This window comes from Aeromonas sp. FDAARGOS 1403 (assembly GCF_019047325.1).
In the GTDB taxonomy this organism is placed as follows: domain Bacteria; phylum Pseudomonadota; class Gammaproteobacteria; order Enterobacterales; family Aeromonadaceae; genus Aeromonas; species Aeromonas dhakensis.
In genome coordinates, this window is record NZ_CP077249.1 from 1622540 (window position 1) to 1643652 (window position 21113).

Consider the following 21113-nt stretch of genomic DNA (forward strand, 5'->3'; position numbering starts at 1 on the left):
GAGGAAAGGTAATGCAAGTTATCCTGCTCGACAAAATCGCCAAACTGGGCGGTCTGGGTGACCAAGTTTCCGTGAAAGCTGGTTACGCCCGTAACTTCCTGATCCCGCAAGGCAAAGCTGTTATGGCCACCAAGGCCAACATCGAAGCTTTCGGTGCTCGTCGCGCTGAGCTGGAAGCCAAACTGGCTGCCAACAAAGCTGCTGCTGAAGAGCGTGCTGCCAAGCTGGCCGAACTGGCTACCGTGGTTATCGCTTCCAAGTCTGGCGACGAAGGCAAGCTGTTCGGTTCCATCGGTACCCGTGACGTGGCTGAAGCCATCACTGCTGCCGGCGTAGCCGTTGCCAAGAGCGAAGTCCGCATGGGCAACGTTCTGCGTAACACCGGTGACTACGAAGTTGCTGTTCAGCTGCACGCTGACGTTAAAGCAACCGTACAGATCCAGGTTGTTGCCCTGTAATAGCGATTCGCTTTTGCAGAAAAAACCCGCGCACTTGCGCGGGTTTTTTATTTTCAGGCCCGGGGGTAGAGTAAAGACCTGTTCCTCTGGAGGAGATCACTATGGCCTGGGTCGAAGGTCGCGTCCTTGAACGCATCGAGTGGACGCCCACCCTGTTCTCCCTGCGTGTGGCGGCTGAGCTGGCCCCCTACAAGGCGGGGCAATTCACCAAACTGGCCCTCGAGCAGGGTGATCGCCGCGTCCAGCGGGCCTACTCCTTCGTCAATCCCCCGTCTGCCCCCTATCACGAGTTCTATTTCGTCGAGATCCCCGATGGGGAACTGACACCGTCCCTGGGTTCCCTGCGGACGGGCGACAGCCTGCTGGTGCAATCCCTGGCGACCGGTTTTCTCACCCTGGACGAGGTGCCGGCCGGGCGCGATCTCTGGCTGCTCTCCACCGGGACCGCCATCGGCCCCTTCCTCTCCATGCTGGCGGACGGTGAAGCCTTTGCCCGTTTCGAGAATCTGGTGCTGGTGCACGGGGTGCGCAAGGGGGAGGAGCTGAGCTATCGGGAGCTGATAGCGAGCTTTGCAAAGCGTCATGGCGAGCGTTTTCGCTACGTCCCCTTCGTCAGCCGTGAAAGCTGGCCCGAGGCGATGGAGGGGCGGATCCCGGCGGCCATCGCCGATGGTCGCCTGCAGGCGCGAGTGGGGCTGGAATTTGCTCCCGCGCTGAGCCAGGTGCTGATCTGCGGCAACCCGGCCATGGTGAAGGAGACCCAGCAGACCCTGTTGTCATTGGGATTGGCCAAGAACCTGCGGCGGGCCCCCGGCAACATCAGTGCGGAGAATTACTGGTAGGAAAAGCGAACAAGGGGCCATGGGCCCCTTGTTCATGCACGCCGGCAGTCAGATCAGTGCTTCTTGTTGCCGTGGCCCTTGTCCTTCTCTTTGAACTTGTCATGTCCCTGACCCGGGTTGTTGCCGCTATGGATGCTGCGGTTGTAGTGATCCCGGTACTTGCCGTCGATCTTGTCGCAGTTGAGCTTGATGCGGCTGTCACCGATGCCGAGATCCAGGCAGTTGTGCTGCCACCAGTCGTACTCCTTGTCATCCCAGTCGACGTTCAGCTTGATGTTGTCGGTGGAGAGGCGGATGCCATCGCCATCCTTGGAGTGGGGCGGGGCGGCAAAGGCAACCCCGTTGGTCAGCAACAGGGAGAGCAGCAGGGCGCCTTTGTTGAACATGGTTGAATGAGTCATGACGAAAGTTCTCCTTGGTTACTGGCCGGTGCCCTGGGTGGCGGGCATCTGGTTGCTGCCGGGGGGATCATTGCGGTGCTCTTCATCGTCGAAGCTGACCCTGCTTTCCCGACATGGCGTCTGGGTGCCATCGTTCATTCCCGGCTCGAAGCAGTTGGTCGATGACCAGCCAAATTGCTTGTCATCCCAGTCCAGGTTGAAGGTTAGTGCATCGACGGAAAATGCCGTACCACCTTCCTCCTCATACTGCGGTGCAGCCAGCGCGGCGCCGGCAACCAGAAGCAGGGGCAGTAACAAGCTAGTCGTTCGGTTCATTGTGGCCTCGGTGGTTGGTTGTTGCGGGTCAGTGTATGCCAGTCTTGCTGAATCCGGGCAGAATCAGGCTCAATCTCCCATGCTACGAGAGTCGGCAGTGAGTGTATCGACTTTTTGCTGCCGATTTGTCCGTTTTGGTCGCACTCTGGGCAGCTGACCAAGGATCTGGTGCAATTATGGTGATTGTCCTTCTCTCGAGGAGCCTGCTGACTATAATCGGCAGCCAACTTTTCCTGCATATCGCGCCCGCTTTCTCATGACCACACAGGCTTCTGCCGTGCTGCGCTACCCCAAGGGGTGGTTCGCACTGACCACGGTGTACAGTTTTACCGGCTTGGCCATTCTGGCCTCCATCGTCTTCTCCCTGCTGCTGTTTCTCTCCATCGACGAGAACCCCCTGATGAAGTGGCTGTTCGGTGGCCTGGCCATCATCTTCGAACTGGGCAAGTTCTACGTCTGGTATGAATACGGGGAGTGCAAGGCGCGTCGCGATCTGAGCGGGGCCTTCTGGTCGCTGCTGTTTTACAGCGTGCTGGCCGCCATCTCCATCGGCGGCAGCATAGGCGGCATCAACAGCGCCACCAACACCATCCTCAACCAGCAGGCGCGCCATGAGCGGGAGATCGCCCGCTTCGACGAGCAGATCGCCAGCATAGAGCGGCAGATCCAGCTCAACGAGGAGGCGGCCCGCAAGTACATCGAGATGGCGCGCATCTCCAGCGGCGTCAGCGGCCTGCAACAGGCCAACACCAAGCTCAGGCTGCGCCAGGACGAGCTGCGCCAGGAGCGCGACGCCAAGCCCGTCAACGAACAATCCTCCATGCTGGGGCTGATGAGCAGCCTGGCGGACGGGGTGGGCATGAGCATCAGCCAGGTGCAGTTTCTGCTGGTCTGCTTCCTCTCGGTGCTGCTCGACGTGTTCGGCGCCTTCTTCGTCAGTTTGATCGGTGAGGAGAACCGCTTTCGCCGCAGCTGGCTGTGGCAGCGGGATCGCGAGCGGGAACAGATCGTGCTGCAGCAGGCGGAGGCCGCTGCCATGGCACAGCAGTTGCCCGGCCGGCCGGAGCCCGAGCCAGAGGTGGTGGAGCAGGTGCGCAGCGCGCTGGAGAGCGGCGAGCTCAAGTGCAGCAAGCGCAGCGTCGCACAGGCGCTGTCGCTGTCGCTGGAGGAGGTGGACCGGGTGTTCCAGCATCTGCTGGCCCAGGGCGTGCTGGGGCAGGGCAGCAACCGCCACTACCATCTCAGTTCGCAAGGAAGTTGATCATCAGGCCACCTCGGGGTGGCCTTTTTATTGCGCGCGGGCGCTGTGCTAGTGGGTCAGCACCATCATCAGGCTGAGGAAGGCGGCCAGTCCGCCACCGATGCCGATGATCCAGTAAAACCCCTTGGCCCCCTGCTTGAGCGGGATGCGGAAGTAGAGCAGAAACGCCCACCACCCCAGGGCCAGCAACAGAGGAATAAGAAACATTCGAGCCATGGTGTCCTCGCTGTTATTCTGTTGACCCTTGATCAATCAACAGGATGGATTGTGCAATGACGCAGCTACAGATTACCGCATTCGGCGCCCCCTCGGTACTCAGGCTCAACCCTTCCCAGGACAAGGTGCCTGCCGAGGGCGAAGTGCGGGTGCGCATCTGCTTTGCGGGGGTCAACCCCATCGATGCCAAGACCCGGGCAGGCCTCGGCTGGGCGGCGGCGCAAAACAAGGAGAAGCTGCCCTGGACACCGGGCTATGACGTGGCCGGCGTGGTCGAGAAGGTCGGCCCTGGTGTCGGCTCGCTGGCCGAGGGGGACAGGGTATGCGGCATGGTGGGCTTTCCCCTCGCCGCCGGCGGCTACGGCGAGTCCGTGGTGGCGCGCGAGGAGGAGCTGGTCAAGCTGGAGGAGCTGGCTCTGAGGCAGGGGGCGGCGCTGCCGCTGGCCGGCCTCACCGCCTGGCAGGGGCTGTTCGAACACGGCGCCCTCAAGGCGGGGCAACGGGTGCTGATCCTGGCCGGGGCCGGCGGCGTCGGCCATCTGGCGGTGCAGTTTGCCAGCGCCTATGGCGCCGAGGTGGTGGCGACGGCGAGCGGTGACAACCACAGCTTCCTGCACGCGCTGGGGGCCAGCAAGATGGTGGATTACCACGATGCAGACTGGGCCGCCCAGGTGGTGGCTGACGGTCCGGTCGATCTGGTGCTGGATCTGGTGGGTGGCGAGAGCGGCAAGGCGGCGCTGGCCTGCGTCAAGCCGGGTGGCCGGCTGGTGACGGTACCCACCATCACCGCCCAGCAGATCAAGGATGCCGCGGCCGGCAGCGCCATCGAGGTGCTTGGCATGCTGGTACATCCTGACCGCCAGCAGTTGAGCCAGATGCTGATCCTGCTGCGTCAGGGGGAGGTGCAGATCACCGTCTCCGGCGAATTCCCGCTGGCGGAAGGGGCCCTGGCCCATCAGGCCATCGAGCAGGGCCACGTGCGTGGCAAGCTGCTGCTGCGCATGCCCGCCGCGGATGAGCTGGCCGGATGAACGGCATCACCGAGCTGGGGCTCGGCTGGCTGTTTCTGAGCGCTTTCACCTCCGCCACCCTGCTGCCCGGCAGCTCGGAAGTGCTGCTGGGGGCCATGGCGACCAAGGGGGAGTGGAGCATGGCCAGCCTGCTGCTGTGGGCGACGCTGGGCAACACCCTCGGCTCCATGACCACCTGGTGGCTCGGCTGGCTCGCCACCTTCAAGAAAAAACCGGAAGATTTTCAAGGCCGTGGGGAACAAAAAGCCCTCGGCTGGCTCAAACAACATGGCCACTGGTGTCTGCTGCTGGCCTGGACGCCGGTGGTCGGCGATGGTCTCTGTCTGCTGGCCGGCTGGCTGCGCCTCTCCTTCTGGCGCTCTCTCATTCTCATCGGGCTCGGCAAATTGTTGCGTTATGCCCTGGTCTTTCTGCTGGCCAGGCAGATCTTCTAGCTTCACTCACGAGGTAACCGTGAACAAACTCATTCCATTAAGCATGCTTCTGGGCCTCTCTCTGCCCGTGCTGGCGGCACCCACCCTGGTGTCGGAACAGGTCAAGGAAGAGGGCAAACTCGGCATTCCCTATCAGATGTACAAGCTGGACAACGGCCTGACCGTCATTCTGGCGCCCGACCGATCCGATCCTCTGGTGCACCTGGACGTCACCTATCACGTGGGCTCGGCCCGCGAGCAGGTGGGCAAGTCCGGGTTCGCCCACTTCTTCGAGCACATGATGTTCCAGGGCTCCAAGCACGTGGGGGATCAGGAGCACATGCGGATCATCAACGAGGCCGGTGGCGACATGAACGGCACCACCAACAAGGACCGCACCAACTACTACGAGACCGTGCCGGCCAACCAGCTGGAGAAGGTGCTGTGGCTGGAGGCCGATCGCATGGGCTTCTTGCTCGATGCGGTGAGCCAGAAGAAGTTCGAAATCCAGCGCGCCACCGTCAAGAACGAGCGGGCCCAGCGCATCGACAACCAGCCTTACGGTCTGGTGAGCGAGAAGGTGGGCGAGGCGCTCTATCCGCGCACCCACCCCTACTCCTGGCAGCCCATCGGCTATGTGGAGGATCTCGACCGGGTCGACGTCAACGACCTCAAGCAGTTCTTCCTGCGCTGGTACGGCCCCAACAACGCCACCCTCACCTTGGGCGGCGACTTCGACACCAAGCAGGCGCTGGCCTGGATTGAGAAGTACTTCGGCCCGATCCCGCGTGGACCCGAGGTGGCCGAGCCGACCCCCGAGCCGGTGACTCTGCCCGAGACCCGCTACGTGACGCTCGAGGACAAGGTGCACCTGCCGCTGCTCTACATCAGCTACCCGACCGTGTCCCTTGGAGATGCGCAGGAGCCGGCCCTCGACATGTTCGCCGACGTGCTGGGCGGCTCCGCCAGCTCCATGCTCTACCAGTCGCTGGTCAAAAGCGGCAAGGCGATCGATGCGGGGGCCTCCCACTACTGCGAGGAGCTGGCCTGTACCCTGACCGTCTACGCCTATCCCAACCCGGCGGTGGATGGCAGCCTGAAGACCCTCAAGAGCGAGGTGGACAAGGTGATCGGCGAGTTCGCCGGTCGCGGCCTCAAGCCGGAGGATCTGGAGAAGGCGATCAACAGCTATCGTGCCTCGGCCATCTGGGGTCTGGACAGCGTCTCCGGCAAGGTGAGCCAGCTCGCCATGGGCCAGGTGTTCGCCCAGGATCCCAACTATGTGTTCAAGAGCCTGGACGCCATCGGCAAGGTGACGCCGGAGCAGGTCAAGGCCGCCTACGACAAGTTCATCCTGAACAAGCCGGCGGTGGTGCTGAGCGTGGTGCCCAAGGGCAAGAACGACTGGCAGGCCGCCAAGCCCAACTTCACCCCGGCCAAGCGCGAGCTGCCGGATTACGCCAAGCATGACAAGGTGCTGGCCGAGCGGCCGGTGAAAGACGACTTCGATCGCAGCGTGCAGCCCAAGGCGGCCGATGCGGTGAGCGTCAAGGTGCCGGCCATCTGGCACGGCAAGCTCGACAAGGGGATCGAGATCATCGGCACTCAGAGCGATGAGATCCCGGCGGTTTCCATCATGGTCGCCCTGCCGGGCGGCATGCGGGCCGAAGGCAAGGGCGAGCTGGGGCTGGCCAGCCTCACCGCCAGCATGATGGGGCAGGGCTCGGTGCGTCTGACCGAGGCCCAGCTCAGCGACGAGCTGCAAAAGCTCGGCTCCAGCGTCAGCGTCTCCAGCGCCCAGTACAACAACCTGGTCACCATCAGCAGCCTGGCCGACAAGCTGCCGCAGACCCTGGCGCTGGTGCGCGAGGTGTATGAGCGGCCCGGCATGCGCGAGGCCGACTTCGAGCGGGTCAAGGCGCAGATGCTGCAGGGGATGAAACAGAGCGAGCAGCAGCCCGAGTGGCTGGCCGGTCAGGCCTTCCGCGAGCTGATCTACGGCAAGCAGAACCGTCTCGGTCAGCCGGGTGACGGCGTGCTGGCCGATGTGGAGAAGCTGACCCTGGCGGACGTGAAGCGCTTCTACCAAAACTACTACAACCCGACCAACGCCAAGGTGGTAGTGGTGGGTGACGTGACCCAGTCCCAGGTGGAGGATCAACTCGGCTTCCTGACCCAGTGGAAGGGGGCGGCGCCCTCCCTTGGCAGCCTCAAGCCCGAAGGCGAGCAGGCCAAGCCGGGTATCTATCTGGTGGACAAGCCGGGGGCGCCCCAGTCGGTGATCCGCATCGGCCGCCGCGCCATGCCGTTCGATACCACGGGTGACTACTTCACCGCCGGGCTGATGAATTTCAACCTGGGCGGCAACTTCAACAGCCGTATCAACCTCAACCTGCGGGAAGACAAGGGCTATACCTATGGGGCCAGCTCGGGCTTCTCCGCCAACCGGGAGGTGGGTACCTTCGCCACCGGTGCCAACGTGCGGGCCGATGCGACCGTGGATGCCATCCGCCAGTTCCTCAAGGAGATGGACAACTACCGCAAGAGCGGCCCGACCCCGGTCGAGCTCGCCTACATGCGCAGTGCCGTCTCCCAGCAGGATGCGCTCTCTTACGAGACGCTTGGCCAGAAGGCGGGCTTCCTGCTGCAGATGATCATGTACGACCTGAAGCCGGACTATGTGCAGGCCCAGAACAACCTGATCAAGACGGTGTCGGCCGAGACGCTCAAGGCCAGTGCGGCACGCTGGCTTGACCCGGCCGAGATGGTGATTGTGGTGGTGGGGGACAAGCAAAAGCTTGAAAAACCCCTGCAGGAGCTTCATCTTCCCATCTATCCGCTGCAGCTGCCCTGAGGGCGCTACATAAAAATAGTGCCGCCCCCCTGTGGGGCGGCCACACATGAGCCGTGAATATGACTACGACAAGCTTGTCACTCACCGAGTTGTTGACCGCCCTGGGTTCGCCGGAACGGCTGACCGCCCTCAAGGGGATCCGGCGCGGGATCGAACGTGAATGTCTGCGCATCACCCCACAGGGGACCCTGGCCCAGACCGATCACCCCAGAAGTCTGGGCTCGGCACTGACCCATGCCAACATCACCACCGACTACTCGGAGAGCCTGCTGGAGTTCATCACGCCGGCCACCGACTCCATCGACAGCCTGCTGGAACAGCTTGGCGACATCCACCGTCACACCATTCATCACCTGGGTGATGAGCGGATCTGGCCGCTCTCCATGCCCTGCTTCGTCGGCGACGAGGAGAACATCCGGCTGGCCCAGTACGGCAGCTCCAACATCGGCCGGATGAAGACCCTCTACCGGCAGGGGCTGAAGAACCGCTACGGCAGCCTGATGCAGGTGATCGCCGGGGTGCACTTCAACTTCTCCATGCCGGACAGCTTCTGGTGCGAGTGGCAGGAGTTGGTGTGCGAGGGGTGCTGCAGCCAGCGCTTCATCTCCGACAAGTACATGGGGCTTATCCGCAACGTCTACCGCTTCGGCTGGCTGGTGCCCTACCTGTTCGGCGCCTCGCCGGCCATCTGCGAATCCTTCCTCAAGGGGCGCAAGAGCAACCTGCCGTTCCAGAAGACCGGCAAGGGCACCCTCTACCTGCCTTATGCCACCGCCCTGCGGCTGTCGGATCTGGGTTACACCAACAGCGCCCAGGCGGGGCTCAAGATCAGCCACGACAACCTGCCGGCCTATGTGAGTAGCCTGCGCCGCGCCATCAATACCCATGATCCCGACTTCGCCAGGATCGGCGTCAAGGTGAATGGCGAGTACCGCCAGCTCAACGACAATGTGCTGCAGCTGGAGAACGAGTTGTACGCCCCGATCCGCCCCAAGCGCACCCCGCGCAGCGGCGAGAAGCCGTCCGACGCGCTGGAGCAGCGTGGCATCGAATACATCGAGCTGCGCACTGTGGACGTCAACCCCTTTACCCCGTATGGCATCGAGGTGGATCAGATCCGCTTCTTCGACCTGTTCCTGGTCTGGTGCCTGCTGCGCCCGTCCCCTGTGCTGGGTGACGAGGAGATCGCCCGCAATCGCCGCAACCAGACCAAGGTGGTGCTGGAGGGGCGCCGTCCCGGCCTCGAGCTGGAGGACGAACAGGGCAACCCCATCGGCCTCAAGGAGTTCGGCCTCAAGCTGTTCGACGAGCTGGCCGAGGTCGCCGCGCTGCTGGATCGCTGCTGCGGCCGCAACCGCTACCGCGAGACTCTGGCGATGCACCGCGAGAAGCTGCTCAACCCCGAGCTCACCTACTCCGCCCGCCTGCTCAAGCAGCTGCTGGAGAGCGGCAAGGACAACGGCGCTTTTGCCGACGAGCTGGCGAGCCGCTACCGGGAAGAGATGCTGGCTGGCGAGCTGCAGTACTGGGACGAAGCCTATTTTGCCGGCGAGGCACGGGAGTCCCTGGCCAAGCAGCGGGAGCGGGAGCGCAGCGACAGCCTGTCGTTCGACGACTTCCTGGCCGACTACTTCGGGACCAGCAAGACCCCGGCCTGATGACAGGCAACAAAAAAAGCCGCTCTTGAAGCGGCTTTTTTATTTCCGGAAATCCGAGCGGTAATCAGACGTGGTTATACATGGCCTCGATTTCGCTCTGGTACTTGGACTCGATGATCTTGCGGCGCAGCTTCATGGTCGGGGTCAGCTCTCCCAGCTCCATGGAGAAGGCGCTCGGCAACAGGGTGAACTTCTTCACCTGCTCGAACTTGGCCAGCTCCTTTTGCAGATCCTGGATGCGCGCCTCGAAGAACTCCACCACCTTGGAGTGGCGCAGCAGCTCGGTCTTGCACTGGTACTGCAGGTTGATGGAGCGGGCGTACTCCTCCAGCGACTCGAAGCAGGGCACGATCAGAGCGGAGACGAAGTGGCGGGCATCGGCTACGATGGCGATCTGCTCGATGAAGCGATCCTTGCCGAGGGTCCCCTCCACCAGTTGCGGCGCCACGTACTTGCCGTTGGAGGTCTTCATCAGCTCCTTGAGGCGCTCGGTGAAGTAGATGTTGCCTTCGCCGTCGAGCTCGCCGGCATCGCCGGTGCGCAGGAAGCCATCCTCGGTCATCACCTCGGCGGTGGCCTCGGGCTTGTTGTAGTAGCCGCGCATCACGGTGGGGGAGCGCACCAGCAGCTCGTTGTTCTCACCCAGCTTCACCTCGATGCCGCTGAGCGCCGTGCCGATGGAGCCCAGCTTGAACTGGCTGTCCTCGTAGCAGCAGACGGTGGCGGTGGTCTCGGTCATGCCGTAACCGTACTTGAGGTTGAGCCCCATGGCCTGGAAGAAGAAGTTCACCTCGTCGGCGAGGCGGGCGCCGGCCACCGGTAGGAAGCGGGTGCGGCCGCCGAAACGGGCGCGCAGCTTGCGAAACACCAGCCGCTCGGCGAGCCAGAGCTGGCCGTAGAGCAGAGGAGAGGCGGCTTTACCCGCCTGGCGGGTGGCAACCATCTGCTTGCCGACCCGGGTGGCCCAGCCGAACAGGGCCTGGCGCAGGCGTGGGGCCTGGGCGACGCGAGCCTGGATCATGGCGTAGGCCTTCTCGTAGAGGCGCGGTACGGCGCACATCACGGTCGGCTGCACCTCGCCGATGACATCCATCACCTTCTGCGGATCGCGGATGTAGACGTTCTCGGCGCCGCAATAGAGCACGTAGTAGGTCCAGGCGCGCTCGAACACATGGCTGAGCGGCAGCATGCAGAGCGAAACATCCTGCTCGTTCAGATCGAGGCGGCTGTTGTGCATCTCGAAGCAGGCGGCGATGTTGGCGAAATCGAGCATCACCCCCTTGGGCTCGCCGGTGGTGCCCGAGGTGTAGATCAGGGTCAGCAGGTCGTCCATCCGGTACTGGCCCTCGCGCTCGCGCAGTACCTGTTCGCTGGGCTGGTGATTGCCGGAAGAGAGGAACTCCTGGAAGTGGCTCGCCTGCGGGCAGCCGCGCAGGTTGACGCTGCCGTCGAGGGCGATGAGCTGCTGAATCTCGCCGCTTTCAATGAGTTGCAGTGCTTGGTCGAACTGGGGCTGTTCGCCGACGAACAGCACCTTGATGCCGGCATCTTTGACGATGTAGCGCAGCTGATCCAGAGTGCTGGTGGGGTAGATAGGGACGCTGACGCCGCGGGCGGCCAGGATGCCGAGATCGGCCTGGGTCCACTCCGGCATGTTGCGGGCATAGATGCCGACCATCTCGGTAGGCTGGTGGCCGGCGCGGATCAGCGCCTGGGCACAGTAGTCCATGGCCTGCCCCAGGGTACGCCAGCCGATGGCACGCCACTGGCCATCCTGTTGTACGCGCAGGGCGGCCTTGTTGCCAAGCCGGGCGATACGTTCCCGCATCAGTCGAACCAGGTGGTGTTTCGGCATCAGTCAGACATCCTCAAGTAACAGTTGTACGCCCTAAGGGGCACTGAAAAATCGCGCTGGAGTTTAAACTCTAAGATTACAGCTTACAAGTGTTCGCCATTTGTCTTGGATCACAAAGTCGTCAATTAGGGGGGCTTGAGGCATGATGGTGGCTGACGTGTGGATCCATTCAGGGAGGGAGCATAATGAGTGTCGGTATCAAGGGGGTGGTGACCGGGGTATTGCTGTTGCTGGCGGGGGCCGGCGGGCTCTGGTTTACGCTGGGAGGAACGGGTGGCGAGGAGGACAACCCCTGGCTGAGCGGCGCCGAAGGCTACGCCCAGGCACAGCAGCTGGCCCTGCAGAAGGGCTATCCGCTGCTCTATGTGATCGAACGCGCCAAATGCCGGCGCTGCAAGCTGCTGGATACCACCCTGTGGCAGACGGAGGAGATGGCGCCTGTGCTGGCCCGGCTGGTCAAGGTGCGCCTCAACCCGAATGCCGGGGATGGCAGCGAGCAGATACTGCGCCGCTTCCCGCAGGTGGCAACGCCGCCCGGCATCTATGTGCAGCAGCCGGGCGAGCAGCTCAAGCCCATCAAGATAGTGGTGGATATCCAGCAGATCTGGATGCCCGGGGTGACCTGGCAGCGCGGCTTCTTCATGCCGCTCTCCGCCGCCGGCTTCGAGGCGGTGCTGCACACCACCCAAAGCCTGCAGGATCCGGCCCTCGACAACGCGCCGCTGCTGTAGTGCTGCAGATGTAGCGCGGCGGCTTAGCCGAAGTCAAACAGGCGGGACATCAATACGGCATCTTCCCGATCCTGACCGGTGCCGTAGTAGTCGGCGCGCCGGCAGTACTCGGCAAACCCCTCGCTCTCGTAGAGGCTGATGGCGGTGCTGTTGCCGGCCCGTACCTCGAGGAACCAGGCCTCGGCCTTGTTGGCCTTGCTGCGGCTCAGGTACTCCCTGAGCAGCGCCCGCCCCAGCCCCTTGCCCTGAAAGTCAGGGTGCACGCAGATGTTCATCAGCGAGCTGTCGCCCGCCACCAGATCCGAGATATAGAAACCGGCCGGCTGGCCGTCGACCAGCAGCAGGCCGTTGAGATAGCGTGGCCCGAAGCAGGATAGCAGGTTGGCCTGACTCCAGGGCTCCTTGTGGGCAGCCTGTTCTATGGGGTAGACGAGCTCGAAGTCGGTCTCGAGCAGGGGACGAAATTGCACCATGGTGGCTCCGGGTCGGGGCGGCTGAACGAAGAGAGATGCGGGGCGCACGGCTGGTCAGCCGAGGCGCCCCTTGAGCTGCTGCCACAGCGCCCGTTTCTGGGCCGGGCTGGGGGGGAGCGGGCAGATCAGGGCCTCTGGCCAGGCGGGATCGGCCGCCTCCAGCCAGAGCAGGGGCGGGGTGTGGCCGGCGGGCAGGCTGCTCAGCAGGCTGACCTCGTCGCTGCCGATGCCGAGCAACTGGCAGAGATCCGCCAGCAGACCGGGGGCGGGCAGCCGGCTCGCCAGGATCCAGAGCTTGCCGCTCGGCGGCTCGCTCGGCACGGCCGGGGCGGGGGCCGCCTCCTGCTGATTTGCCTGGGTCTCATTGGCCGGCGCGGGCGCAGCTTGATAGCCCGCCAGCAGGGCCGGCCGGCGCAGTTGCCAGTTCGGGATACCCATCCGGGCCAGCAGGTGTTGCCGCAGGCGACCGGATGCCTGGTCGGGTTGCTCGGGGACGGGCTCCCGCGCCGTGGTCAGCTGCACTGGATCTTGCATGGGCGATGACTCAGTCTTGATCTGCATTGATGAAAAAAGCTCTGCGCAGGGTACACTCGAACGCGTTTTGCTGCATCTTTTGCGGTATGTTTTAGCCAGGAGAGGCGCTCCGGCGCCCGGCAACCGGCCGGTGCGAGCCTGAGGCGACCTCCCGACAATACAACAAGCAGGACAGGGAACCTTCGATCGCGTCGCGGGTGTGCCGGTTCCAGACAACCCCAGTATCGGAAGTGCGCCTATGCCACCTTTAGCATCACAGAATCTTCGTCTCGCCCCCATTCACGAACGGCTGCCACGCCTGCTGTCGGCCCTCGGCGAGGGGCTTTACGAGCGCCAGGATGCCCTGCGGCTTGGTCTGCTGGCGGCCTTGTCCGGCGAGAGCGTGTTTCTGCTGGGCCCGCCCGGCATCGCCAAGAGCCTGATTGCGCGGCGCCTCAAGCTGGCCTTTCATGAAGCGCGCCACTTCGAGTACCTGATGACCCGTTTCAGCACGCCGGAGGAGGTGTTCGGCCCCCTCTCCATCCAGGCGCTGAAGGAGGACGGCAAGTACCTGCGGCTCACTGCCGGCTACCTGCCGGAGGCCGAGGTGGTGTTCCTCGACGAGATCTGGAAGGCGGGCCCCGCCATCCTCAACACGTTGCTCACCGCCATCAACGAGCGGCAGTTTCGCAACGGCGACAGCCAGCACCCCATCCCCATGCGGCTGCTGGTGACCGCCTCCAACGAGCTGCCGGCCCCCGACAGCGGGCTGGAAGCGCTCTACGACCGCATGCTGGTGCGGATCTGGATGGACCGGGTGCAGGAGAAGGCCAACTTCCAGGCCATGCTGGCCAGCGACGGCCAGTCCCACCAGAATCTGCCGCCCTCGGTGCAGATCCATGGCGACGAGTATCTGGAGTGGCAGGAGCAGATCGACCGGGTTCGGCTGCCGGACGACTGCTTCGAGCTCATCTATCAGTTGCGCCAGCAGCTCGACAGCCAGCTGGCACACAGCTGCTACGTGTCGGATCGGCGCTGGAAGAAGGCCGTCAGGCTCATCAAGGCGAGCGCGTTTTTCAACGGCCGCGACGAGGTGGCCCCGCTCGATCTGCTGCTGTTCAAGGATTGCCTCTGGCATGACGAGGCCTCGCGCACCGCCCTGCTGGAGATGATGACCGAATTCTCCCGCCTCTACGGCTATCAGCAGCTGACCATGACCCGTCAGCTGATGGGGCTGCGGGACAAGTTCAAGCAGCTCAAACAGAGCGTGGCCCAGCGCCTGTGCTGCAAGGCCAGAAAGCGCCAGCAGTGGTTCGGGCGCCGCGCCCGCGGCATCCAGATCCCGCTGGCCAACGCCCGCCCGTTCGGCAAGCTGGTGCACTTCCACCTGCTCACCCAGGCGGCGCTGGATGGCGACGATCCGGAGCGGCTGGTGGAGACGCTGGTGTTCGACCGGACCCTGCTCTCCCACTGGCATCCCACCGGCGAGTCGCTGGTGGGCTGGCCGCTTGGCAACCCCAAGGAGGGTCACTACGAGCTGGTGCTGGACGACGAGCTGCGGCTGCACGTGCTGGATCTGCAGCGCCAGCAGATCCCGCTGGTGCTGGTGGAGCGCACCCCCATTCCCGAGGTGGTGATCACCCCCTGGCAGGCGGCCCTGACCGAGCTGCTGGCGGAGGCCGGCGTGCTGGCGCAGGAGCTCAAGCGCCAGCGCAACCTGTTCGAGCGTCATCAGCAGCACCTCTTCATCGGTCGTCACTGGTTGCAGCAGGTGGAGGACAGCTTCTTCGTGCTGAACCGGGATCTGGATCAGCTGCGCACCGACATCAGCCAGTGGCACGACCGGCTGCCGCAGCTGGACGCCTGAACCATGGCGAGCGCGAAAGGGACTGTGGTGAGCCTGGTCGGCGGAGGTCGCCATGCTTGAGATCGGCATGATGGATCTGGGGCTGCTCATGGGCGAGGGGGAGCTGGCGGGCGAAATGGCGCTCTTGCTGGCCTCCACCCCCAAGATCTCCGAGTTCATCAAACGCTCCCCGCTGCAGGGCAAACTGCTGCAAAAGCGCATCCGCCGCTGGAGCGATCAGCTGGGGGAGGAGATGCGCCACAAGCCGGTGCCGGTGGCGCTGGAGCAGGAGTATCGCCTCTATCAGGCCCACAAGGGGTTGCCGCTGGCCGAGCTGATGGGGCGCCTGCCGGCCCTGCTGGACGGGCTTGAGCAGTACAGCCCTTTCGCCGGCGAGGCGCGCAGCCTGGTGCGCCAGCTGATGGCTCACCCCACCGACAGCCAGCGCCAGCTGCTAATCGAGAAGTGGCGCACCAGCCTGGTGGGCAGCCTGCTGCAGCTGCAGCAGCAGATCGCCGAGGCGGAGCGGGAGAAGCAGCGCCAGGAGATCGAAGATCAGCTGCTGGCGAGCCGTACCCTGGCCGATGCGCTCGATCCCAACCAGATCTCCGCCGGCGGGCTCTGGGATTTGGCGCAGGGGAGCTGGCACAAGCGCAGCCTGGTGCTGGTCAAGCAGTACGCTCGCATGCTGCAGCGCGAGCCACTGCTGGCGGAGATCGCCAACCTGCTGGGACGCAGCGAGCAGGACAACCGGGCCAACGACTCGCCGGTGCCGCCGGTGCAGGTGCACGAACTGGAAGAGGTGCAGACCGACGACGTGCCGGACGATCTGGTGGGCATCCACCCGGCCAGCGACCTGATGCGACTCTTGCCGAGCGAGGCGGTGATGCTGGCGCTGCCGGAGCTGGAGCTGGAGTTCTACCGCCGCTATCTGGAGCGGCGCCTGCTCAGCTACCAGTCGCGCGGCACCCTGCCGCGCCAGCGCATCATGCTGCGCACCCCTGAGCTTGGCGGGCGGCAACTGCAGCAGCGGGGGCCCTTCATCGTCTGCATCGACACTTCGGGCTCCATGGGGGGATATCCGGAGGAGTGCGCCAAGGCACTGTTTCTGGCGCTGCTCAAGGTGGCGATGGACGAGAAGCGGGGCTGCTACCTGATGCTCTTCTCCACCGAGGTGGCGACCCTGGAGATCACCGCCGACACCGGGCTCGACAAGGCGGAGCGCTTCCTCTCCATGAGTTTTCACGGCGGCACCGATCTGGTGCCCTGCCTCGAGAAGGCCCTGATCAAGCTGGAGGACCCCGCCTTTGCCAAAGCGGACGTGCTGGTGGTCTCCGACTTTATCGCCCAGAGCCTGCCCCACAGCCTGCTGGATCGGATGAACCGCCAGCGCAAGCAGCAGACCCGCTTCCACGCGGTGGCCATGTCCCGCCACGCCAAACCGGCGCTGCTGCGGGTGTTCGACAACAGCTGGCTACTCGACTGCGGCCTGCGCGGTCGCCTGCTGCGCCGCTGGCAGCGCAGCTGACACCCGCCGTGCCGGCAGACTGGCCAGCACCACCCCGACACACAAGAGGCCAAGCGCCAGCCACACCGGCGGCGTGACGCTCTCCCCCAGCAGCCACCAGGCCAGCATGGCCGCCATCACGGGCGTGAGCGAGCCCAGCGCCGAGCTGACCTCGGCGCCCAGGGTGCGGATGGCGTGGGCGTAACAGAGTGCCGCCAGCAAGCCGGCGCCTATCCCTTGCAGCAGACCCTGCCAGAGCCAGACGCTGGTATGGCTCACGGTGGGCAAGGGGCTCCACAGGAGCGTCGGCAGCAGCAACAGGGCCGATGGCACCGCCACCAGCGCGGCCGCATCCAGTGCCGCCAGTCCGCTGCGTCTGACCGCCAGGGTAAACAGGGCCCACAGCAGGGCCGCCCCCAGAAAGCAGAGCTGCCCTTGCCATAATCCCGGTTCTCCGCCCAGCAACAGGATGGCGGTGGCCAGGGTGATGAGGGCGAGCCCCCAGCGCCGCTGCAGGGGGCAGGGGGCGCGCCACAGCAACAGGCCGAGCAGGCTGACCATGAGGGGGACCGTGCCCGGGATCAGGGCGCTGCCCTGGGCCACCGGGGCCAGCTGCATGCCGGTGGCGCCGAGCCAGAAGAAGGGCAGGCCGGCCCCCGCCAGCATGGCCAGCTGCCAGCGCAGGGGCGTGCGGCGCAGACGGATGCGGTGACGCCAGTAATAGGGGAGCAGCAGCAGGGCCGGGATGCCGAAGCGCAGCAGCGCCAGCGCCTGTGGCGGGAATTTCTCCTCGGCGCCCAGACGCAGGGAGAGAAAGAAACCGGACCAGAGCAGCACGGTGGCGAGGGCGGCGGCCCAGCCGCTGCAACGGGGTGATGGTGTAAATGACATCGGGCTCCCTCCATGGCGTGTCCCGGCTCATTATCACGCCAGGGGGGAGGGTGTTGCAGGGCAAACTGTTTGAGATATTCGGGGGGAGTTGATAGTTTCAGCCAATCCAAAAGGGATTTTTACCGGATATCACCAAGATGCTCGACAGGATTGATTTACATCTGCTGCGCTTGCTGCAACAGGATGGACGCCTCACGACCGTGGAGCTGGCGGAGCAGGTCGGCTTGTCCGCCTCCCCCTGTGCCCGGCGCCTGAAGCGGCTGGAGGGGGAGGGCCATATACGGGGGTATCGCGCCGTGCTGGCGCGGGAGAAGCTCGGGCTGGGCATCACCATCTTCGTCAACGTGCGGCTCAGTCAGCACAGGGAGCCGCTGGTGGAGGCCTTCGAGCAGGAGGTGGCGGCCATGGCGGAGGTGATCAGCTGCCACACCGTCTCCGGCAACTACGACTACCTGCTGGAGGTAGTGGTACCCGACCTGCCCGCCTACGAGCAATGGATCAGGCGGTTGCAGTCTCAGGACATGGTCAACGACATCAGCAGCCACTTCGCCATTCGGGCGGTCAAGGTGATGGGGCCGCTGCCCATCTGACCCTGTTCAGGGGCAGGGCTGGTGACCGAGCCCGTGCTCGTTGACCTGCTCCTGATCCAGCAGTGGCTGGCCACTCGGCCGGGCGACATGAAAGCCCCGCTTGCCGCCGCGCTTGACCCGATACATGGCCTGATCGGCCCGGGCCAGCGCCGTACTGAAATCATCCTGCGGCCGGATTGCCGCAATCCCCATGCTCAAGCCCACCGAGGCGTCACCGTTGGGCAGCTCGAACGGGGTGGCGATGGCGTCGATGCACTGGCTGGCCAGCTGGCTGGTGCGGGGATCGTCGCTGGCCCAGGGCAGCAGCAGCACGAATTCGTCGCCGCCGAGCCGGCCTATCTTCACCCCCTCCTCGCAACAGTTGCGCAGCCGGCGGGTGAGGGCGATCAGCAGCTCGTCACCGGCGCGGTGGCCCAGGTTGTCGTTGACCTGCTTGAAGTCGTCCAGATCGATGAAGCAGATGGCTTTGAAACCCTGGTTGAACTTGCGTTGCAGGGCGGTGCGGTTGGCAAGGCCGGTGAGGGGATCCCGGTGGGCGAGCCGGGCCAGCTGCTGCTCGTACTCCTTCTCGTGGGTGATGTCGATGTGGGTGCCCATCACCCGAACGGGGTTGCCCTGTGCGTCCCGCTCCACCACCCGGCCCCGGTCCAGCACCCAGGTGGTCTTGCCGTCCTTGGCGATCATCCGGTGCATCACCTGATAAAACGGGCTCTTGCCGCTCAGGTGATCGAAGAAGGCCTGCAGCACCCGCTCCCTGTCTTCCGGATGCAGATGCTCGCGCCAGACGTCGAAGTGGGCCGACAGCTCCTTGGGCTGGTAGCCGAGCATGGAACCCCAGCGCCGGTTGAAGATGATGAGCTTGCCGGTGGGCACATGGTTCTGCCAGATGCACAGGCCGGTGCCGTCCATGGCGGCTTCCAGCTTCTCCCGCGCATCGTCGGCGACCCGCCTGAGCCGTTCGTTCTCCTGCAGCAGCTTGTCGTAGGCCGCCTGCAGCTCCTGATATGTCATCAACCTGCGCTTCCCTGTGTTGGATGGCGCCTATAGTCGATGCTGATTTTCCATCTGTAAAGGGGCGCGTTCGGTCAGCGTGAGAGCCTGCCGGATCTGGCCTATCTCCTCTCTTTTTCCATGGTTGCTGTGTGTTGCTGCAAGGCGAGATATGATGGGGGGAGTGAGCATATTCGTGTACTAGCACCACCTGAGGGGAAACCGAACCGGCATGAAACGCATCATGACCCTGATCCTGTTGACGGGATTGTGTACGCCCCTCGCCTGGGCGGCCCGGGCGCCGCTGACCGAGCCCCAGCTCTCCCGCGAGTTGCAGCTGCTGGAGGAGGGGTTCCAGCCCGATCGCATGTTCCGGCTGCGCATCGCCGCCCTGGTGGCGAGCAAGGAGGCCTATCCCCCCGACGTGCAGGGGCGCATCGTGCGGCTGCAGTGCTGGGCCATGCCTTCCGAGTGGGACGACGAGTACCGTGCCGTGGTGAACTTTGCCGACCAGGAACTGGCCGGTGCCCGGGCCCGCAAGGACAGGATCACCGAGACAGGTCTGCTGGCCTGCCGCGCCTTTCATCAGCAGATGCTTGGCAACATGGAGCAGGCCAAGGAGGACTACCAGCAGGCGCTGGTGCTGGCCCGCCGGCTCGGCGATCGGGTGCAGGAGGCGGACATCCTCAGCTTGCGCGGCGACATGTACGCCTATCAGGGGGAGCTGGCGGAGGGGCTGATGGAGCTCATCGAGGCGCACAAGCGCTTCGAGTCGCTGGGGCTGGATGGCAAGGCGCGGGAGGTGCTGGCCCAGATCGCCAACGCCTATCGGCGGATGGGGCTCTATGAGCGGGCCGAGGGGTATTTCGAAGAGCTGGCCCATGACTACAGTGCCCTGCGCGCCCAGGAGCCGCTGGTGAGGATCCGCTCCCAGCAGGGGCTGCTCTACTCCGAGATGGGGGAGTATGACCGGGCGCTGCCGCTGATGAAGATGGCCGAGCAGTTCTATCGCTCGCAGCAGAAAGAGGGGCTGCTGGCCTGGGTCCGGATCGAGATCGCCACCATACTGCTCAATCAGGGCAAGGTGACCGAGGCGGTGAGCAAGCTGCGCCAGGCTGACGCCATTTTGCAGGGGCGCGAGAGCTCCGACAGCGTCACCCTGGGTCACTGGCAACTGGTGATGGGGATGGCGGAGGCGGCGCAGGGCAACCCGACCAAGGCGCTCTACTACCTGGCCCACGCCGAACCCATTTTCGTCAAGGAGAAGAACCAGCGCTTCCTGGCGCGGGTTTACGAGGTGCGGGCGCGGATCCTGGAGCAGCAGGGCCAGATCAGCGCCGCCCTCAGCAACCTCAAGCTGTTTGTCGAGACCAAGCACTCGCTGGAACGGGTGCTCAGGGAGCAGCGCTCGTTGCAGATGCGCTTCGAGTTCGATCTGGCTCGCAAGGAGCTGGAGAACCAGGCCCTCAAGACCAAGCAGCTGCTGCAGGAGGCCAAGCTCAAGCAACTGCAGGAGCGGCGCCACTGGCAGTACGTGGTGGTGGCCCTGTTGTTGCTGGTGATGGGCATGCTGGCGCTGCACCAGTTCAATCGCTCCCGCCAGATGCGCCGGCTCGCCATGACCGACGATCTGACCGGGCTGCACAACCGCCGCCAGATCCAGAACAAGGGCCAGCACTGGTTCAGACAGGCGCGGGAGCAGGGCAAGCCCTTCTCGGTGCTGCTGCTGGACATCGATCACTTCAAGCTGGTCAATGACCAGCTGGGCCACCACGTGGGGGATCTGGTGCTGGCCGCCGTGGCCAAGTGCATCGCCGCCCAGCTGCGTTCGCTGGACAGAGTGGGGCGCAACGGTGGCGAAGAGTTTCTGGTGCTGCTGCCCGACACCTGTCTGGACGAGGCGATGGAAGTGGCGGAGCGGATCCGTCATCGCGTCTCCCAGCTGCGTATCGAGGGGATGCCGGAGGGGCGTTTTGTCAACGTCAGCATCGGTTGTGCCCAGCAGGGTCCTCTCGACGAGAGCCTGGGGGGGCTGGTGCAGCGGGCCGACGAGGCCATGTACCGGGCCAAGCAGGCCGGCCGCAACCAGGTGATGCGGGCCGAATAGGGTGCACCACCCTGCAAAGCCGGGCTGGGTATTTTTCACTCGCGCGGGTATAATGTCGCGCAATTTTGCTTTGGCTCAGGTGAGAAGACCCATGTAACGCAACCCTCTTCCTCTCTCCACCGGCGGGTCTGATGCCCGCCCGAGTGGCCCGTTGCGTATCC

20 protein-coding genes are annotated in these 21113 nt (G+C 64.4%); 12 read left to right on the plus strand and 8 right to left on the minus strand.

Annotated elements, in window-relative coordinates:
* Positions 1-11: 11 nt before the first annotated feature.
* Complete coding sequence (gene rplI, locus I6L33_RS07815; protein WP_005308892.1) at positions 12-458, plus strand: 50S ribosomal protein L9; 447 nt, start codon at positions 12-14, stop codon at positions 456-458.
* Positions 459-559: 101 nt separating this feature from the next.
* A complete protein-coding gene (locus I6L33_RS07820; protein ID WP_017787526.1) occupies positions 560-1300 on the plus strand; it encodes a ferredoxin--NADP reductase in 741 nt (246 codons plus the stop codon).
* A gap of 53 nt (positions 1301-1353) precedes the next feature.
* On the opposite strand, the gene I6L33_RS07825 is transcribed toward I6L33_RS07820, so the two are convergent.
* Both I6L33_RS07825 and I6L33_RS07830 read right to left on the minus strand, forming a co-directional pair.
* Positions 1354-1701, minus strand: coding sequence for a hypothetical protein (locus I6L33_RS07825; RefSeq protein WP_026139015.1), 348 nt, complete (start codon positions 1699-1701; stop codon positions 1354-1356).
* A gap of 18 nt (positions 1702-1719) precedes the next feature.
* A complete protein-coding gene (locus tag I6L33_RS07830) occupies positions 1720-1998 on the minus strand; it encodes a hypothetical protein (protein WP_010635109.1) in 279 nt (92 codons plus the stop codon).
* A 274-nt stretch (positions 1999-2272) separates the two neighbouring features.
* Here I6L33_RS07830 and I6L33_RS07835 point away from each other — a divergent pair, with 274 nt between their 5' ends.
* Complete coding sequence (locus I6L33_RS07835; protein ID WP_162518947.1) at positions 2273-3277, plus strand: Preprotein translocase subunit SecY; 1005 nt, start codon at positions 2273-2275, stop codon at positions 3275-3277.
* Between the two features lie 48 nt (positions 3278-3325).
* On the opposite strand, the gene I6L33_RS07840 is transcribed toward I6L33_RS07835, so the two are convergent.
* A complete protein-coding gene (locus tag I6L33_RS07840; RefSeq protein ID WP_005308905.1) occupies positions 3326-3493 on the minus strand; it encodes a hypothetical protein in 168 nt (55 codons plus the stop codon).
* 56 nt (positions 3494-3549) lie between these two features.
* Here I6L33_RS07840 and I6L33_RS07845 point away from each other — a divergent pair, with 56 nt between their 5' ends.
* Genes I6L33_RS07845 through gshA form a run of 4 tightly spaced genes read left to right on the plus strand, consistent with a single transcriptional unit; the run spans position 3550 to position 9449 of the window.
* On the plus strand, positions 3550-4524 hold the full coding sequence (locus I6L33_RS07845) for an NADP-dependent oxidoreductase (RefSeq protein ID WP_213343972.1): 975 nt from the start codon (positions 3550-3552) through the stop codon (positions 4522-4524).
* Positions 4521-4958 (plus strand): YqaA family protein, encoded by a 438-nt coding sequence (locus tag I6L33_RS07850; RefSeq protein ID WP_017785611.1) that lies wholly within the window; start codon positions 4521-4523, stop codon positions 4956-4958. Before I6L33_RS07845 ends, I6L33_RS07850 begins: the two co-directional genes overlap by 4 nt.
* Positions 4959-4977: 19 nt before the next feature.
* Positions 4978-7791, plus strand: coding sequence for a pitrilysin family protein (locus I6L33_RS07855; RefSeq protein ID WP_216973844.1), 2814 nt, complete (start codon positions 4978-4980; stop codon positions 7789-7791).
* A gap of 59 nt (positions 7792-7850) precedes the next feature.
* Positions 7851-9449, plus strand: a complete 1599-nt coding sequence (gene gshA / locus I6L33_RS07860; RefSeq protein WP_017780236.1) for a glutamate--cysteine ligase — start codon at positions 7851-7853, stop codon at positions 9447-9449.
* 64 nt (positions 9450-9513) lie between these two features.
* Here the strand turns inward: gshA and I6L33_RS07865 are convergent, their stop codons facing one another.
* Positions 9514-11304, minus strand: a complete 1791-nt coding sequence (locus I6L33_RS07865) for a long-chain fatty acid--CoA ligase (RefSeq protein WP_042051405.1) — start codon at positions 11302-11304, stop codon at positions 9514-9516.
* Positions 11305-11489: 185 nt separating this feature from the next.
* Between I6L33_RS07865 and I6L33_RS07870 the strand changes: the two genes are divergently transcribed.
* Positions 11490-12035: a hypothetical protein gene (locus I6L33_RS07870; protein WP_017786141.1), complete on the plus strand. Its 546-nt coding sequence runs from the start codon at positions 11490-11492 to the stop codon at positions 12033-12035.
* A 23-nt stretch (positions 12036-12058) separates the two neighbouring features.
* Here I6L33_RS07870 and rimI read toward each other — a convergent pair whose 3' ends face one another.
* Together rimI and I6L33_RS07880 are read right to left on the minus strand one after the other, a co-directional pair.
* Positions 12059-12508 carry a ribosomal protein S18-alanine N-acetyltransferase gene (rimI, locus tag I6L33_RS07875; RefSeq protein ID WP_005308924.1) on the minus strand — a complete coding sequence of 150 codons (450 nt, stop codon included), beginning with the start codon at positions 12506-12508 and terminating at the stop codon, positions 12059-12061.
* 54 nt (positions 12509-12562) lie between these two features.
* Positions 12563-13042 carry a DNA polymerase III subunit psi gene (locus I6L33_RS07880; protein ID WP_216973845.1) on the minus strand — a complete coding sequence of 160 codons (480 nt, stop codon included), beginning with the start codon at positions 13040-13042 and terminating at the stop codon, positions 12563-12565.
* Between the two features lie 238 nt (positions 13043-13280).
* Between I6L33_RS07880 and I6L33_RS07885 the strand changes: the two genes are divergently transcribed.
* Both I6L33_RS07885 and viaA read left to right on the plus strand, forming a co-directional pair.
* On the plus strand, positions 13281-14888 hold the full coding sequence (locus I6L33_RS07885; RefSeq protein ID WP_162519908.1) for an ATPase RavA domain-containing protein: 1608 nt from the start codon (positions 13281-13283) through the stop codon (positions 14886-14888).
* A gap of 52 nt (positions 14889-14940) precedes the next feature.
* On the plus strand, positions 14941-16395 hold the full coding sequence (gene viaA, locus I6L33_RS07890) for an ATPase RavA stimulator ViaA (protein WP_216973846.1): 1455 nt from the start codon (positions 14941-14943) through the stop codon (positions 16393-16395).
* Here viaA and I6L33_RS07895 read toward each other — a convergent pair.
* Positions 16342-17265 (minus strand): DMT family transporter, encoded by a 924-nt coding sequence (locus tag I6L33_RS07895; RefSeq protein ID WP_017764040.1) that lies wholly within the window; start codon positions 17263-17265, stop codon positions 16342-16344. The genes viaA and I6L33_RS07895 overlap by 54 nt on opposite strands.
* 137 nt (positions 17266-17402) lie before the next feature.
* Between I6L33_RS07895 and I6L33_RS07900 the strand changes: the two genes are divergently transcribed.
* Entirely contained in the window at positions 17403-17855 is a 453-nt protein-coding gene (locus tag I6L33_RS07900; protein WP_017764041.1) for an Lrp/AsnC family transcriptional regulator, read from the plus strand.
* A gap of 6 nt (positions 17856-17861) precedes the next feature.
* On the opposite strand, the gene I6L33_RS07905 is transcribed toward I6L33_RS07900, so the two are convergent.
* Entirely contained in the window at positions 17862-18866 is a 1005-nt protein-coding gene (locus I6L33_RS07905) for a sensor domain-containing diguanylate cyclase (protein WP_017764042.1), read from the minus strand.
* Positions 18867-19089: 223 nt separating this feature from the next.
* Here I6L33_RS07905 and I6L33_RS07910 point away from each other — a divergent pair, with 223 nt between their 5' ends.
* Entirely contained in the window at positions 19090-20952 is a 1863-nt protein-coding gene (locus I6L33_RS07910) for a diguanylate cyclase (protein WP_017764043.1), read from the plus strand.
* The last annotated feature ends 161 nt before the right edge of the window (positions 20953-21113 follow it).

Bases quoted from the DNA above. Each gene is read 5' to 3' on its own strand.
- I6L33_RS07900 (WP_017764041.1), top strand. From the start codon at position 17,403: ATGCTCGACAGGATTGATTTACATCTGCTGCGCTTGCTGCAACAGGAT.
- I6L33_RS07905 (WP_017764042.1), bottom strand. From the start codon at position 18,866: ATGACATATCAGGAGCTGCAGGCGGCCTACGACAAGCTGCTGCAGGAG.
- I6L33_RS07865 (WP_042051405.1), bottom strand. From the start codon at position 11,304: ATGCCGAAACACCACCTGGTTCGACTGATGCGGGAACGTATCGCCCGG.
- gshA (WP_017780236.1), top strand. From the start codon at position 7,851: ATGACTACGACAAGCTTGTCACTCACCGAGTTGTTGACCGCCCTGGGT.
- I6L33_RS07870 (WP_017786141.1), top strand. From the start codon at position 11,490: ATGAGTGTCGGTATCAAGGGGGTGGTGACCGGGGTATTGCTGTTGCTG.
- rplI (WP_005308892.1), top strand. From the start codon at position 12: ATGCAAGTTATCCTGCTCGACAAAATCGCCAAACTGGGCGGTCTGGGT.
- I6L33_RS07885 (WP_162519908.1), top strand. From the start codon at position 13,281: ATGCCACCTTTAGCATCACAGAATCTTCGTCTCGCCCCCATTCACGAA.
- I6L33_RS07835 (WP_162518947.1), top strand. From the start codon at position 2,273: ATGACCACACAGGCTTCTGCCGTGCTGCGCTACCCCAAGGGGTGGTTC.
- I6L33_RS07845 (WP_213343972.1), top strand. From the start codon at position 3,550: ATGACGCAGCTACAGATTACCGCATTCGGCGCCCCCTCGGTACTCAGG.
- I6L33_RS07880 (WP_216973845.1), bottom strand. From the start codon at position 13,042: ATGCAAGATCCAGTGCAGCTGACCACGGCGCGGGAGCCCGTCCCCGAG.
- I6L33_RS07820 (WP_017787526.1), top strand. From the start codon at position 560: ATGGCCTGGGTCGAAGGTCGCGTCCTTGAACGCATCGAGTGGACGCCC.
- I6L33_RS07840 (WP_005308905.1), bottom strand. From the start codon at position 3,493: ATGGCTCGAATGTTTCTTATTCCTCTGTTGCTGGCCCTGGGGTGGTGG.
- viaA (WP_216973846.1), top strand. From the start codon at position 14,941: ATGCTTGAGATCGGCATGATGGATCTGGGGCTGCTCATGGGCGAGGGG.
- I6L33_RS07850 (WP_017785611.1), top strand. From the start codon at position 4,521: ATGAACGGCATCACCGAGCTGGGGCTCGGCTGGCTGTTTCTGAGCGCT.
- rimI (WP_005308924.1), bottom strand. From the start codon at position 12,508: ATGGTGCAATTTCGTCCCCTGCTCGAGACCGACTTCGAGCTCGTCTAC.
- I6L33_RS07895 (WP_017764040.1), bottom strand. From the start codon at position 17,265: ATGTCATTTACACCATCACCCCGTTGCAGCGGCTGGGCCGCCGCCCTC.
- I6L33_RS07910 (WP_017764043.1), top strand. From the start codon at position 19,090: ATGACCCTGATCCTGTTGACGGGATTGTGTACGCCCCTCGCCTGGGCG.
- I6L33_RS07825 (WP_026139015.1), bottom strand. From the start codon at position 1,701: ATGACTCATTCAACCATGTTCAACAAAGGCGCCCTGCTGCTCTCCCTG.